This is a genomic window from Nonomuraea sp. NBC_00507 (assembly GCF_036013525.1).
In the GTDB taxonomy this organism is placed as follows: domain Bacteria; phylum Actinomycetota; class Actinomycetes; order Streptosporangiales; family Streptosporangiaceae; genus Nonomuraea.
In genome coordinates this window covers 12,433,373-12,447,867 of record NZ_CP107853.1, presented here as the reverse complement: position 1 = coordinate 12,447,867, position 14,495 = coordinate 12,433,373, and the positions used below count along the sequence as shown (strand labels likewise).

Annotated in this window: 11 protein-coding genes; 5 read left to right on the top strand and 6 right to left on the bottom strand. The window is 70.6% G+C overall.

The window, feature by feature from the left end:
- The first annotated feature begins 68 nt into the window (after nt 1-68).
- On the top strand, nt 69-1,817 hold the full coding sequence (locus OHA25_RS58750) for a substrate-binding domain-containing protein (RefSeq protein ID WP_327585424.1): 1,749 nt from the start codon (nt 69-71) through the stop codon (nt 1,815-1,817).
- Between the two features lie 61 nt (nt 1,818-1,878).
- Here the strand turns inward: OHA25_RS58750 and OHA25_RS58745 are convergent, their stop codons facing one another.
- The 3 genes from OHA25_RS58745 to cofD form a co-directional block, all read right to left on the bottom strand.
- Nucleotides 1,879-2,613, bottom strand: coding sequence for a lytic polysaccharide monooxygenase (locus OHA25_RS58745; RefSeq protein ID WP_327585423.1), 735 nt, complete (start codon nt 2,611-2,613; stop codon nt 1,879-1,881).
- Nucleotides 2,614-2,693: 80 nt separating this feature from the next.
- Complete coding sequence (locus tag OHA25_RS58740; RefSeq protein WP_327585422.1) at nt 2,694-3,998, bottom strand: coenzyme F420-0:L-glutamate ligase; 1,305 nt, start codon at nt 3,996-3,998, stop codon at nt 2,694-2,696.
- The gene (gene cofD / locus OHA25_RS58735) at nt 3,995-4,933 is read right to left on the bottom strand and encodes a 2-phospho-L-lactate transferase (protein WP_327585421.1); all 939 of its coding nucleotides are present in this window, start codon (nt 4,931-4,933) and stop codon (nt 3,995-3,997) included. The genes OHA25_RS58740 and cofD overlap by 4 nt, the downstream gene beginning before the upstream one ends.
- 179 nt (nt 4,934-5,112) lie before the next feature.
- On the opposite strand from cofD, the gene OHA25_RS58730 reads away from it, so the two are divergent.
- From OHA25_RS58730 to OHA25_RS58715, 4 genes are all read left to right on the top strand, one after another.
- Nucleotides 5,113-6,948, top strand: coding sequence for a hypothetical protein (locus OHA25_RS58730; RefSeq protein WP_327585420.1), 1,836 nt, complete (start codon nt 5,113-5,115; stop codon nt 6,946-6,948).
- A 318-nt stretch (nt 6,949-7,266) separates the two neighbouring features.
- Nucleotides 7,267-7,527 carry a WhiB family transcriptional regulator gene (locus OHA25_RS58725; protein ID WP_020546325.1) on the top strand — a complete coding sequence of 87 codons (261 nt, stop codon included), beginning with the start codon at nt 7,267-7,269 and terminating at the stop codon, nt 7,525-7,527.
- Nucleotides 7,528-7,637: 110 nt separating this feature from the next.
- Nucleotides 7,638-10,526, top strand: a complete 2,889-nt coding sequence (locus OHA25_RS58720; protein ID WP_327585419.1) for a glycosyltransferase family 2 protein — start codon at nt 7,638-7,640, stop codon at nt 10,524-10,526.
- Nucleotides 10,523-11,833, top strand: coding sequence for a DUF5719 family protein (locus OHA25_RS58715; protein ID WP_327585418.1), 1,311 nt, complete (start codon nt 10,523-10,525; stop codon nt 11,831-11,833). Before OHA25_RS58720 ends, OHA25_RS58715 begins: the two co-directional genes overlap by 4 nt.
- 44 nt (nt 11,834-11,877) lie before the next feature.
- On the opposite strand, the gene OHA25_RS58710 is transcribed toward OHA25_RS58715, so the two are convergent.
- The 3 genes from OHA25_RS58710 to OHA25_RS58700 are packed head-to-tail and all read right to left on the bottom strand — an operon-like array spanning nt 11,878 to nt 14,358.
- Nucleotides 11,878-12,675 carry an ABC transporter permease gene (locus tag OHA25_RS58710; protein ID WP_327585417.1) on the bottom strand — a complete coding sequence of 266 codons (798 nt, stop codon included), beginning with the start codon at nt 12,673-12,675 and terminating at the stop codon, nt 11,878-11,880.
- Entirely contained in the window at nt 12,668-13,423 is a 756-nt protein-coding gene (locus OHA25_RS58705; RefSeq protein ID WP_327585416.1) for an ABC transporter permease, read from the bottom strand. Before OHA25_RS58705 ends, OHA25_RS58710 begins: the two co-directional genes overlap by 8 nt.
- Nucleotides 13,420-14,358 carry an ABC transporter ATP-binding protein gene (locus tag OHA25_RS58700; protein WP_327585415.1) on the bottom strand — a complete coding sequence of 313 codons (939 nt, stop codon included), beginning with the start codon at nt 14,356-14,358 and terminating at the stop codon, nt 13,420-13,422. The genes OHA25_RS58705 and OHA25_RS58700 overlap by 4 nt, the downstream gene beginning before the upstream one ends.
- Nucleotides 14,359-14,495: the final 137 nt, after the last annotated feature.

The following is a 14,495-nucleotide window of genomic DNA, read 5'->3' as shown; positions in this document are numbered from 1 at the left end:
TAATAACGGCTTGCGGAGGCTATGGGAGTCGCTGGGAGAATCGTCACTCCCCTGGAGAGAGGTTCACCGTGCGGTTGGGTCGACACCGCGCCGCGTTGCCCCCTGAGCAGCGACGCAGGAAGGCGCTGCAGCGCGGCATGCTGGCGGGGCTCGCGGCCGTGGCCGTGGCCGCCGCAGCCGTCGTCGTGGTGTTCGGCGGCGTCGGCACGCTGTGCTCCACACGAGAGCCTGTTCTGGTCAGCGTGGCCGCCGCGGTCGACGTGGCCCCCGCCGTCATGGAGGCCGCCGGGCGGTTCAACGAGACGAAGACGTCGGCGGGCCGGCGGTGCGTGCTGATCCAGGTGACCGAGCAGCCGCCGGCCACCGTTCTGCGCACGCTGATCGGCGACCGGGCGGGTGTGCTGAGCGAGCGGCCCGACGGCTGGATCGCCGACTCCTCGGCCTGGATCAGGCTGGCCCGCCAGCAGGGCGCGAGCGCGCTGCCGGCGGGGGAGAGCGTGGTGGCGACCTCGCCGCTGGTGTTCGCCACCCGCTCGTCGCTGGCGCAACGATTCTCCGTGGGCAAGACCGAGATGAACTGGCGGATGGTCTTCCCCTCGACCGTACGCGGGCGGCTGACGCCCACCTCGGACGAGCCTGACGTCGTACGCGTGCCGGACCCGTCGCTGGCCGGGGCGGGCATCGCGACCGTGGCCGCCGCCAGGGACGTCGTCGGCACCGGGCCGGAGGCCGACAAGGCGCTCACCGCGTTCGTCCGCTGGGCGCAGGCCGGCTCCGCGCCCGACTACCGCAGCATGCTGGATGCGGTCGACGATCGCTCGTTCTGGCAGCGCCCGGTGGTCATCGTCCCGGAGCAGTCGGTGTGGAACCACAACCTGCGTCCCTCCGCCGACCCGGTCGTCGCACTGCACCCGCGGGAGGGCACGATCAGCCTCGACTACCCGTACGTCGTCACCGCCACCGACCCCACGGTGGCCGAGGCGTCCGCCGCGTTCGCCGCATGGCTGAAGGGGGCGCGGGCGCAGGAGATCGTGCGGCGGGCGGGGTTCAGGTCGGGCGACGGCAGCCAGGGGCCGATCTCGCCGGGGCCACAGATCCCGCCGGCCGCCCCGAAGACCAGGTCGTCGGTGTCGCCGCAGGACATCGACGAGGCGCTGCGGGCCTGGAGCAGGCTGGCCCCGCCGACCAACATCCTCGTGCTGGCCGACACCTCCAAGCACATGGCCGAGCCGCTGAAGGGCAGCACCCGGGTCAGGGTGGCGCTGGACGCGGCCAAGATCGGGCTGCAGCTCTTCCCTGATTCCACGCACATGGGGTTGTGGGAGTTCGCGGACGGGCTGGGGCGGATCAAGGGATACCAGGAACGCGTCGGGCTCGGGCCGATCAACGAGCCGGAGAGCGGTCAGGTGATCCGCAGGAGCCGCCTCGGCGAGATGACCACCACGATCACCGCCCATCCGGGACGGGACAGCTCGCTGTACGACTCGATTCTCAGCGGATTCCGGGAGGTCGCCGGGGAGTACCGGGAGGACATGAACAACACGCTCCTGGTGATCACGGCGGGTAGGGACGACGGCAAGGGCACCCGCTTGCCGCAGCTCCTCGAGGTGCTGCGGCGCGACTGGAAGCCGGATCGGCCCGTGCAGATCGTCATCATCGCCTTCGGGGCGGATGTGGATCGGGGGAGTCTGGGGCAGATCGCGGCGGCCACCAACGGGTCGCTGCATGTGGCGCAGGAGCCGGAGGAGATCATCGACGTCTTCCTCGCCGCCCTGGCCCGCCGCCTGTGCCATCCCACGTGCAAACCGACCGCCTGAGGGTTCCGCGGCGCAGACGCGCAAGGGGGCGCCCCAGTGCGCCCCCTTGCGCGTCAGTGGGTCAGAGTCGTTGCCAGAGGGCCGGGACGTTCGGCGGTTCCCAGCCGGCGAGTGACGTGTGCGCCTGGATGCAGCGGTAGCTCACGCCGTTGTACGTCACCGTGGTGCCGACCGCGTACGCGACCCCGGCCCGCCACGTGCCCGAGGGGGCGGTGGCCGTCGGCGTCGGGGTCGGGGTGGGCGTGGGGGTGACGGTCGGGGTGGGCGTCGGGGTGGGGTTGCCGCCGCCACCGATCTGCAGGTCGATGCAGGAGTAGAAGGCGTTGACGGTGTCGGAGATGTTCCAGATCGCCAGGACCTTCTGGCGGCCGGAGTAGCCGGACAGGTTGACCGTGTGCGAGACCGTCGCCGGCGGCTGCTGGTTGTTGCCGCTGAACACGGCCACCCTGGTGTTGCCGATGTAGTACTCGTAGGTGCTGGTGGCGTGCCTGGCGGTGAACGTCCAGGTGAAGGTCACCGTGCTGCCCACCGACGCCACCGGCCACGGCTTGCTCTCGTCGCTCAGCTGGGCGAACTGCGACAGGTTGGCGTGGCAGCTCCGCAGGCCCTTCGGCCCCTCCACGCTCTGCGGCTCGTAGATGATGTTGCCGCAGTTGGGCACCTTGCCCTGGGCGCAGTTGGCCTGCCGGCTCGGTGGCGAGTTGACGTACCCGTGCGCGAACGCCGGGGTGGTGTTGAAGAGCGTGGTGGCGAGGGCGATCACCACCACGGCGACTAACGTGAGCATCCTTCGCATGGAAGCGGCTCCTTTACATGGGGGGATGCTCCAAATGTAAAGGAAACTTTCCTAACGGTAAATGGTCTGTTGACCCCTTGTCAGCGCGTCACGATGAAGTCCGCAGCATCGCGGGGCGCCCGATCGCGGGGTGGGGCCGCCGCGTGGCCCACGGCCACGCAGCCCATCGGATCCCACGACTCCGGCAGGTCGAGCACCGCGCGGACGATCGGGCGGCAGAACATCGTGGACGACACCCACGCCGAGCCGAGCCCTTCGACGGCGAGCTGAATCAGGAAGTTTTCCACCCCGGCGCCGGTCGCCACCACGAACATCTCCCGTTCGGAGGCGTTGCGCCGCGCGTCGCGGTAGGTGTGCGAGCCCTCCATCACCAGGCACGGCACCACCAGGTAGGGCGCGTGACGCAGTACGTCGCCCCGCCTGATCCGCTTGGCGATCGACTGCTCGCTGAACCCGTCGCCGCGAAGGTCCTCGATCCACGCCTCGCGCATCGCGTCGAGCAGCTTCGTCCGCGTCTCCGGCGACTCGACCAGCACGAACCGCCACGGGGTCGTGTGGTGCGGCGCCGGCGCGGCGATGCCCGCCGCCACCGCCCTGCGCACCGCCTCGGGGTCGACGGGCCGGTCGGAGAACTCCCTGATCGTACGGCGCGCGAACACGACGTCCCGCGACCCGAACCGGAACAGGTCGTCGTCGGCGGCCCGCACCAGCGGGCGCACCCCGGGCCCGTCGTCGTCGGTGACCAGGTGGGACAGCCCACGGACGATCGCCACGGGCACGCCATCGAGCTTGCCCTTGACCAGCTCGGCCGCGCCCGCGATCTCGTCGGCCAGTGCCGTGACGGTGGCGCTGAGCTGGTTGCCGTAACCGTCGGACGTGCCGCGGAAGTCGTCCAGCGGCCGCATGCCCGCCACCCCGATCGCCACGTCGGTGAGCCCGTTGCGCCACGGCCGGCCGAACGTGTCGGAGACGATCACGCCGACCCTGGCGGCCAGTCCCGCCCTGATGCGCCTGGCCGAGGCGTCGGGGTCCTCGGGGAGGAGCAGCACCGTGCCCGGCTCGGTGTTGGAGGCGTCCACTCCGGCGGCGGCCATGACGAAGCCGTGGCGGGTCTGGGAGATCACGGTGTCGCCGCGCCTGGCGACCACGCGCTCGGTCTCGTCTTCGATGGCCTGGACCCGGTCCGGCGCCCGGCGGATCCGGCCCTCGGCCTTGCTCACGATCTTGGAGGTGACGACCAGGATGTCGCCGTCCTGGAGACCCGCGTCCGCGAGCAGGGCCGCGATGTCGTCCCCCGGCCGCACCTCGTCGATGCCCGCTACGGCGATCACTTCGATGCGCTGGGGTGGGGCGCCCGCGTGATCCGGACGTGGTGCGATGGTCATCGGGCGAGCTCCAGGGCCAGGTCGAGCGCCGCGCGGGCGATGGCGGACGCGGCTTCGGCGTCGTGCATGAGGAGCGGGCGGGCGATGACCCGCACGCCGTCGAGCGCGACGCCCTCGTCCTCCTCGGCCACCAGCCAGCCGTCGATCAGATCCGAGCCGTAGAGCTCCAGGACGGCCTGAGCGCTCGTGTCGACCCCGATGGCCGTCAGACAGGCGTCGGCCATGCCCCGCACCGGTGCGCTGCCGATGATCGGCGACACGCCGACCACGGTCTTGGCGGTCAGGGCGTCGCGGATGCCCGGGACCTGGAGAATCGTGCCGATGCTGACGACGGGGTTGGACGGCGGCAGGATGACCACGTCGGCCTGCTCGATGGCCTCGAGCACGCCGGGCGCCGGCTTGGCCGTGTCCACCCCCACCAGCGCGAACGAGTGGGCGGGGACGGAGGCGCGCAGGCGTACCCACCACTCCTGGAAGTGCACGGCGCGCTTGCCGTGCTCGTCCTCGATCACCACGTGCGTCTCGCAGCGCTCGTCGCTCATCGGCAGCAGCCGCACGCCCGGCTGCCAGCGCGCGCACAAAGCTTCGGTGATCTGCGAGAGCGGGTAGCCGGCCGCCAGCATCTGGGAGCGGACGATGTGGGTGGCGAAGTCGCGGTCGCCGAGCCCGAACCATTGGGGCTCCATGCCGTACGCGGCCAGCTCCTCCTTGACCACGTGGGACTCCTTGGCCCGGCCCCAGCCCTGCTCCTCGTCGATGCCGTTGCCAAGTGTGTACATCACGGTGTCGAGGTCGGGGCAGACCCGCAGGCCGAACAGGGTGATGTCGTCACCCGTGTTGCCGATGACGGTGACCGTGGCCTCTGGCTCGGTCGCGCGTAGACCGCGCAGGAAACGGGCGCCGCCGATGCCGCCGGCGAGTGACACGATGTGCATGCGGCCCAGTCTTTCACCGGCCTCTGACAGGCCTGCCGCGGGAGTGGTTTTCCCCACTTTCAGAGCTGTACTTGCTGGTGTAGGCCTAATTGAGATGAAAGGGGTTGCTGGGACTCCCGTCGCGTGACTTGACGATGTGGCAAACTCCCTTCGGGCTAAAGGGTCCGTTGGGGGTATTTGTGAGCAAACTTGACGTCGCCCGGCTGAAGGAGCCGGCCGCCTGGGTCATGCTCGTCACCGGGCTGATGAACGTGCTGCTGGCGATCGGTCACATCCTGATCGGCTCGTCGTCCAGCTCGACCTTCACGGGCCGCGCGGCCTCGAACTTCTTCAGCGTGACGAGTCCGGTCGCCGTGGCGTTGTTGCTGGGTGCGGTCCTGTTGGTCACCAAAGTCGGCCAGCCGTCGCCCAAAGCCAAGCCGATCATGTACGGGGCGGCGGTCGGGCTGCTCCTGGCGTCGGTGTTCGGCATGCTGGCGCTCCTGCTCGGGCTGTTCGCCGGTGACGGGGCCCGTGACGTCGTGGAGTTCGTGCTCTTGGGCGTGCCGCAGCTGGCCTTGACCGCCATCGCGCTCGTGTACCTGATCCCGCAGGTCCTGCCCGAGCGTCCGGCCGCGCAGATCTACCACCACCCCCAGTTCGGCCAGCAGCCGCCGTTCGCCGGTGGCCCGCAGGATCCGGCCGCCGCCTACGGCCAGCCCCAGCCCGGCTATGGACAGCAGCCTCCCGCCGGGTACGGTCAGCAGCCGCCCTCCGGTCACCAGCCGGACTACGGCCGGCAGACGGACTACGGTCAGCAGCCCGGCTATGGTCAGCAGCCGCAGATGGGCCAACCCCCGTCCGGGCAGCAGCCTGGTTTCGGTCAGCAGGAACAGCCTCCCGCCGGGTACGGCCAGCAGCCGATGTCCGGGCAGCAGCCCGCCTACGGCCAGCAGCCCGTCTCCGGCCAGCCGGAGCAGGCGCAGCCCGCCTTCGGCCAGCAGCCCGCCTATGGTCAGCCGGAGCAGGCGGCACCTGGCTACGGCCAGCCCGAGCAGGCGCCGCCCGCCTACGGCCAGCAGCCCGATTATGGGCAGCAGCCGCCGTCGGGGCAGCAGCCTGGATACGGGCAGCAGCCGCCGAGCTTCGGCGGTGGTCAGCCCGGGCACTACGCGCCGCCCGCCGAGGCCCAGCCCCACCAGACCGCCGAGCCCGCTTACGGCCGGCCGCAGCCGGAGGCATACCAGCCGGTCAGGGCCGCGCTCCCGCCGGCGCCGTCCGACCAGCAGCAGCCCCAGGGCTTCCCGCCGGCCCAGGAGTACAACACCCCGGCCGCCGAGTACCAGCCGGCACCCTACGTCCCGGCCGACAGCCAGCCGAATCTCTACGCCCAGCCGAGCCCGAACCCGTACGCGCCGCCCCCGGCGAACGACCCCTACGCGCCCCCCGCGAACGAGCAGAGCCCGTACGCGCCGCAGGACGTCTTCGACACCCCGGCCGAGCAGCCCTCCTACCCGACGGGCGAAACCTCGCCGAACGTCCCGTTCCAGCCGCCGTACAAGGGGCAGAGCGCGTTCGACCAGCCGCAGCACGGCGGCACCCCGTTCACCGGCTATTCGGGCTCCGAGTACGCCACCCCGAACGCCTACCAGGAGCCCGACCCGCCCGTGGACCCGCGCTCCCAGCAGCTCATGGACGCCTACCAGCAGGCGGAGACGTACCAGCACACGGCCACCGCCGGCACCGCGCCCGACCTGCGCGTGCCGGACTACGCCGCCCAGGCAGGGCCGTACGACCCGTTCGGCCAGCCGCAGCAGCCGCCCCAGCAGCAGAGCGCGTACGAACCCCAGCAGGGCGCATACGAGCCCCGTCCCTACCAGCCGACCCACCAGGCGCCGGCCGGCGGGCAGGACCAGGGGGAGTCGACGATGCGGCTCGACCCGTCGGCGTACCGGGGAGATCCCCTCGGCGGCCGCCCGGGGGACGACCCCATTGACCCGACCGCCATATATACCCCCAACGAGCCACGCAGGTAACGGACCGGCAATGAACAGCTAGAGAGAGGGTGCGTCGCGGGCGGGCGTCTATCCCGCCCTGATACGGTTCGGACCGCTGGCAGGTTGAACGAGCCTGACCGAAACCATTGCGCGGATGGGGTGGGCTGGGCGAGAACATCACATGCCATGCACACCGGGGCGAGGTCTAGTCTTTCCCCGGATACCTGCATGCCGCTTGACGTCAGCTACGACACGCGCGTGTAATTACAACCATGTTGTTACGCCTTCCGGTGGGTGGGTACTAAGGAAGGCGTCCATGGGGGGCTCCATTGCGGGCGGGCGGCAGGGAGGTGTGCAGTGACCGATCCGGTCATCGCACAGGATCAGCTTGACGCTGAAGAACTCGGCTGGCAGGAGCGCGCGTTGTGCGCGCAGACCGATCCGGAGGCGTTCTTCCCGGAGAAGGGCGGCTCCACCAGAGAGGCCAAAAAGGTGTGCCGATCGTGCGAGGTCCGTGCCGAGTGCCTTGAGTACGCACTCGAGCACGATGAGCGGTTCGGCATCTGGGGTGGGCTGTCCGAGCGGGAGCGCAGACGGATCAAACGCCAGGCCGTTTAGTCATAGAGAGGGTCACGCGGCACTGCCGCGTGACCCTCTTCGCACCCCTTTGACCCGATTTCGCCTGTAGGGTGGGCGCGCCTGATCATCCCCCCAGGAGTGACCCGCCCATGTCCCGCCCGTACGTCACTGTGATCGTCGTCGCCCACGACGGCGCGCGCTGGCTCGGAGAGACGCTGCGTGCGCTGGCCGGCCAGAGCCGCAGACCCGATCGCGTAGCCGGCGTCGACAACGGCAGCAGGGACGGCTCGGCCGACCTGCTCGCCCAGACGCTCGGCAGCGGCAACGTCATCTCCCTGCCGCGCTCGACCGCCTTCGCCGAGTCCGTCGCCGAGGCGCTCGAGAGGCTGCCCTCGCGCGGGCCCGACGAGTGGATCTGGCTGCTTCACGACGACTGCGCCCCCGACAGGCGTGCGTTGGAAGCCCTGCTCACCGCGGCCGGCCACGATCCCAAGGCGGCCGTGCTCGGACCGAAGCTGCGTGACTGGCTCGACCAGAGACGGCTGCTCGAAATCGGCGTGACGGTGGGACGTACCGGGCGCAGGGACACGGGGCTGGAGCCGCGCGAGTTCGACCAGGGCCAGCACGATGGCACGCGCGACGTGCTGTCGGTGTCGACGGCCGGGATGCTGATCCGCCGCGAGGTGTGGGAGGAGATCGGCGGGCTGGACCCGTTCTTCCCGCTGTTCCGCGACGACCTCGACCTGTGCTGGCGGGTGCGCAACGCTGGGCACAAGGTCCTGGTCGTGACCTCGGCCGTGGCCTGGCATGCCGAGGCGGCGGCACGCAGGCGACGGCGCATCACGGTCAGCGGCGACCATCCGCGCCGGCTCGACAGGCGAAACGCGATCTTCGTGGTCATGGCGAACCTGCCCTTTCGCGCCATGGTGTGGGCATTGCTACGGAACGTGCTCGGCTCGGCCTTCCGCACGCTGTTGTTCCTCGTCAGCAAACAGCCCGCGAACGCGCTGGACGAGATGGTGGCCATGGGGTCGATCCTGGTGCACCCGTTCCGGCTGCTCAGGGCGCGGCGCGCCCGCCGCCACGGCCGCAAGAAGGGATATGTCCGCATCAAGCGGTTGATGACTCCTCCGGGTGCGGCCTACCAGCGGCTGATCGACATGGCGCAGAGCTTCCTCGCCGGCGAGGCCCCTGTCGACTCGGCCGGCCGCCACCACCACGTGTCCGCGGAGGAGGACGAGGTGCTCCCGCCGCCGGACACCGGCGCGGTCAAACGGTTCCTGGCCCGCCCAGGCGTCGTCCTCATGCTCGCGCTGACCGCGATCTCGCTGGTCGCCGAGCGGTCGCTGCTCGGCGGCGACCGGCTCGGCGGGGGCGCGCTGGTGCCCGTGATCGGCGGCGCCGGCGACCTCTGGGCGTTCTACACCGAAGGATTCCACGACATCGGGCTCGGCTCGGACGCCTGGGCGCCGCCGTACGTCGCGGTCGTGGCCGCTGTGTCCACGCTCGCGTTCGGCAAGACGTGGCTGGCCGTGTCGGTGCTGCTGCTCGGCTCGGTGCCGCTGGCGGGCGCCACCGCGTACCTGGCCACGCGGCACTTCATCCCCTCGGTGCCCGCGCGGGCGTGGGCGGCGGGGACGTACGCGCTGCTGCCCGTCGCGACCGGCGCGATCGCGGCGGGACGGCTGGGCACGGCGGTGGTGTTCGTGCTGCTGCCGGTCTACGCCTCGCTCGCCACGACCCTCCTGTCCGCCGAACGCCGTCCCGCCCGCCGCGCCGCCTGGGCGCTGGGGCTGCTGCTGGGGGTGGGGACGGCGTTCGTGCCGCTGGTGTACCCGATGGTGGCGGTGCTGGGCGGACTGTCCTTGGCGGCGGGACGACGGCGTGGTGCGACGCGGCGGAGCCGTGCGGGCCGGCGGGCCGGCGCCGGCGGCGTGGGCCGGGATGGCCGCGCACCTGGCCTGGGGCGGCGGGATGGTGTCGCGGTGTCCATGGCCATCGCGTTGCTCGTCCCGGTGGCGCTGCTGTTCCCGTGGCTCGCGACTCTGGTGAGCGACCCAGGAAGGCTCCTGCTGGAGGCCGGGCTGCACGATCCCGCGCTGGTGGACGCCGCACCGGCCCCCGAGTCGTTGCTGGCGTTGGCCCCTGGCGGGCCGGGGCTGCCGCCGTTCTGGGTGACGGCGGGGCTGCTGGCGACGGCTCTGTCCGCGCTGCTCTTGCGCCGCCGGCGTATGATCGTCGCCGTCGGCTGGGGCGTCGCCCTGTACGGGATGCTCGCCGCGATCCTGGTCACCCGGTTCTCTGTCGAGGGCACACGGGTGTGGCCTGGGGTACCGCTGGCGTTCGCGGGGATGGGGCTGGTCGTCCTCGTGGGCCTGACCGCACACCGCCTGGCCGGGCTGCGCGCCGGGGGCGGCCTGCGGCGGCTGGGGGCGACGGTGATGGTGGGCGTGGCCTTCAGCACGCCGCTGCTGGCCGCCGGCTACTGGGTGGCCACCGGGGTCCGCGGTCCGCTCGCCGGGGACGCGCCCGACGTGCTGCCCGCCCTGGCCGCCTCCAAGACCGTCCAGGGGGAACGCACATTGGTGATCAAGGGGTCGGAGTTCACCGTGCTGCACGGGCGTACCCCGCTGCTCGGCGAAGCGGAGCTGCCCGTCGCGTCCGAGGCCCGCACCCGCGTTTCCACCGCCGCCCAAGGGCTGGCCGGCGGGCGCGGCGGCGACGCGGCCACGCTGGCGCAGCACGGCATCGCGATGGTCGCCGTGGCGCCGCCGGTCGCGCCGCAGCTGAGCAGGACGCTCGACTCCCAGCCTGCGCTGCAGCGCATGAGCCTGTCGGAGGCCGGCGGCCTGTGGCGCGTCGTCGAACCGGTCACCCGCGTGCCCGCGCAGCCCGAGAGCGCCCTGCACAAGCCGTGGTTGTGGACGCAGGCCGCGATGGTGCTGGTGTTCGCCGTGCTGGCCGCGCCGGGGCGGCGTGAGAGCCGGCAGGAGGCCGTGGAGCCTGCACCCGGTGCGGTCCTGGTGGGGGCGTCATGAAGTCCTTCGTCGAGAACAGGTTCGGCCTGCCGGCGCTGGTGGTCGTGGCCTTGGTGGCCCTGTACGGCGTGGCGTACGTCACCCGACCGGCCGCCCCCGCCGCTCCTGGGCAGGTTGCACCCCGGAAGGTGGCGGTTGAGTCGGTCACCGCCGTATGTCCCGGCACGAAGGGGGAGAAGGTCGGCGTGTACCTGCCCGGCGGCCTGTCCCACGAGACGATGGCGGACGGCAAGCCGTACGTGACGAAGGGCCCCGCAGCGCTGGAGGCCGGCTACACCACCCGCGTCACCCGGGGCGCCGCACGCGGCCTGGCCGGCGTACGCTGCACCGAGCCCGCCCCCGTGACCTGGCTGCTCGGCCCCGGACCGGCGAACGCCGGCGTGATCCTGCACCTCACGAACGCGGACAAGGCGCCGGCGCTGGCCGACGTACAGGTCCACGCGGCCGAGGGCCTGATCTCCGGCGACAAGGGGATCGGCCTGGAGGTCGCGCCCGGCGAGCACCGCGAAATCGACATGAGGACGCTCGCCCCGTCGGCCGACATCATGGCCGTGAGCGTCACCACCATCTTCGGCCGCGTCGCCGTCGGCGCCCGCACCACGCTCGAGACCGGAGGCGTCGACTGGCTCCCGGCCGCCGCGCCACCCGCGACGCGCGTCGTCGTCCCCGGGATTCCGGGCGGCGGCGGCCGCCGCGAGCTCCTCGTCGCCGCCCCCGGCGACACCGACGCGCTCGTGCGGGTGAGGGCGGTGAGCGAGGACGCCGAGTACGCCATGAGGGGCCGCGAGACGGTGGACGTACCGGCGGGAAGCGTCGTCTCAGTGGACGTGACCACCGGCGTGGGTGGCTCCTCGGCGGCCCTCGTCCTCACCTCGGAAACCCCGATCGTGGCCGGCCTGGTGATGACCGGCACCGGCGGCCGCTCGGACATCGCCTTCACCGCCGGCACACCCTCGCTGGACCTGGGCAGCGCGGTGGCCCGCAACGGCACCGGCTCCCGCCTGATCCTCACAGCACTGGGTGGACGGCCCGGCAAGGTACGGGTACAAATCGTGCCGGGGAAGGGAGAGGCGGAGCCACCGTTCGACGTGGAGGTCCCGGCGGCGCGGACGCGAAACGTCCCGCTGAAGGCCAAGGGCGACTTCGCGGTCGTCGTCACACCCGTGTCTGGGGAGGTGTACGGCGGGAGAGTGGTGGAGGAGCGCCTCAAGACCGGCCTGCTGATCACGGCCCAGCCCCTGGCGCAGGCCCGCAGGTGGACCTTGCTCCCTCCTCTCACCGACACGCCTCACGTGGTCCAGCCGTAGCTCTTCGGCGCCGATGACCCTGCCTCCAGCGCTCTTCGCCGAGGTCAGTGGCCGACGCTCTGATAGTGGTCGAGCTGACGCCGCCAGATGAGGTAGGCCAGCGCGACCAGGAGCACACCCAGCAGAGGGGCCGCCAGGGCCCAGGGATTGTCGAGCTTGCCCAGCACGACGCCCGAGGGTACGTACGCCACGAAGGCGACCGGCAACACGAAGGTGAGCAGCCACTCGACCGTGCTACCGAAGATCTTCATCGGGTACGAGCCGAACTTGCTGAAGATGTCGTCGACGAAGACACGCAGGGCGAATGTGTCGATCATGCGCAGCGACAGCGAGCAGAGGGCGACGAAGAAAGCGGCCTCGATGAGGGCGCCGCCGACGATCGCCACGAAGCAGAAGGCGATCAGCCAGGCGTTCCACTGGACATGTGCGTTCTGGGCGGCGACGGCGAGGAGCGTGACGCCCACGAGCAGGTCGCCGATCTGGCTGATGCCCATTCGGTTGCCCATGAGCTGGACGAGGGGATTGAGCGGTCGGAGGAGGAAGCGGTCGAACTCACCGTTGCGTACCACCGAGTGGATGTCGTTCACGCTGATCAGGGGGATCATCGCCAGGGCGTGGGCGGTCAGGCGCAGGCCGTACAGGAAGGCGATCTCCGCAAGTCCCCAGCCCGCCAGCGACGGGAAGGTGTGCATCACCACCCAGATGAAGGCGAACCCGGTGCCCTGCCAGATGGCGCCGCTGATGATGCCGATCACGGTGTTGAGGCGATATTGCATGGCGCCGCGGGCCGAGGCGCGCTGGAGGAGCACGTACAGGCGTAGGGCGCGGAGGACCTCAGCCACCCTGGATCACCACCCTTCGATGGGCGCGGGACCAGGTCAGGACGAGTACGGCCCCCAGCCCTGTGATCCAGGCGAGCTCAACCACAACAGGACCTGCGATATCGGAAATGTGCCCGACGTAGACCGCCGCGGGCACGTACCCCATGTACTTGAAAGGCAGGATCTCGGCCACCTCGCCGAGGACGCCGGGGAAGAAGGCGAGCGGCACCATCGTCCCGGCGAAGAACTGGCTGACGAGCCGGTAGAGCAGCGAGATGGCGCCGATCTCCATGGTCCAGAAGCCGATCAGACTGATCAGCAGCGCCAGCTGCACGGCGATCACGTACCCGAGCACGAGCGTGATCACATAGCCGGGACCGTTGACCGGCACGGTGATCGAGCCGACCAGCAGGACCACCGGGATGACCGGCGCGAGCATCAGCAGCCCGCCCAGGGTGTTCCCGATCTGGAAGGCGGCCATCTGCCGCAGGTAGCCGATCGGCCGGGCCAGGTCGAAGAAGACCATGCCGGTACGGATGCGGTGGTGGATGGTGCTGGAGACGACGGTGTGGGTGGCGAAGGCCTGCAAGTTGGCCAAGGTCAGGTAAGCCAGCAGCGCCTCCAGCGTGAGGCCGGCGGCCGCGGGGCGCGAGCCGTACACCGACGTCCAGATCATGCGCAACAGGAACACCTGGGCGACGAGTGCCACACAGGTCATGATGATGTTGCTGCGGTAGGCCAGGGCCAGGCGGAAGCCGATGCGGGTCATCGGGTGTAGATCCCCTTGATCACGCTCTCCAGGTCAGGCTCCTCGATCGACATGTCGCGGATGGTCTGCTCGGCGGCGATCGAGGCGATCAGGCCTGGCAGGTCGTCGTGGATGTCGAAGACGTAGCGGCCGTCGGCGTCCCGGGACACGCCGCGCACCTGCTCCGGCTCGGACTCCAGCAGGACCACCAGCCGCCTGGGCTGGTTCACCAGCGCGTCGATGGTGCCGTCGAAGAGCACCCGGCCGTGGTCGATGAGGATGATCCGCTTGCACAGCGCCTCGACGTCGGCCAGATCATGCGTGGTCAGGATGACGGTGGTCCGCCCGACGCGGTTGGTCTCGACGATGAAGTCGCGGACCGCCTCCTTGGCCAGCACGTCCAGCCCGACGGTCGGTTCGTCGAGATAGAGGAGCGGAGGTTCATACAGCACGGCCGCCGCCAGGTCGCCGCGCATCCGCTGGCCGAGGCTGAGCTGGCGGACCGGAGTGTCGAGGAAGTCGTCCAGCCCCAGCAGGTCGCGCAGCTTCTTCAGCGACGTCTCGAAGCGCGGAGCGGGAACGTCATAGAGCGAGCCCACCAGGCGTAACGACTCGATCAGCGGCAGGTCCCACCACAGTTGACTGCGCTGGCCGAAGACGACGCCGACGTGGCGCGCGTTGGCCGAGCGGTCACGCCACGGCACCAGGCCGTTGACCTCCACGGTGCCCTTCGTCGGCGTGAGGATCCCGGTGAGGATCTTGATGGTGGTGGACTTGCCGGCGCCGTTGGGCCCCAGGTAACCGACGACCTCGCCCTCTTCGATCTCGAAGCTGACATCGTCGACGGCTGTGGTCTCCTCGTATTGGCGGGTGACGAGCGTGCGAAAAGCTCCGAAGGGTCCGGAGAAGGTGCGTGGCCGGCGGAAGACCTTGGTTAACCCATCGACCCGGATCATGCAGAAATCTTTTCTCTGCCGTGCCCGCGCTGCAAGTTGTTTTCATGGCTATCCGGGCCACCGGCATCACGACGTACGTCCAGCCCCCTGGCTCGGGCTCTTCAGCAGTGTCGCGGTGAACTCCTTGTCGAGATTGC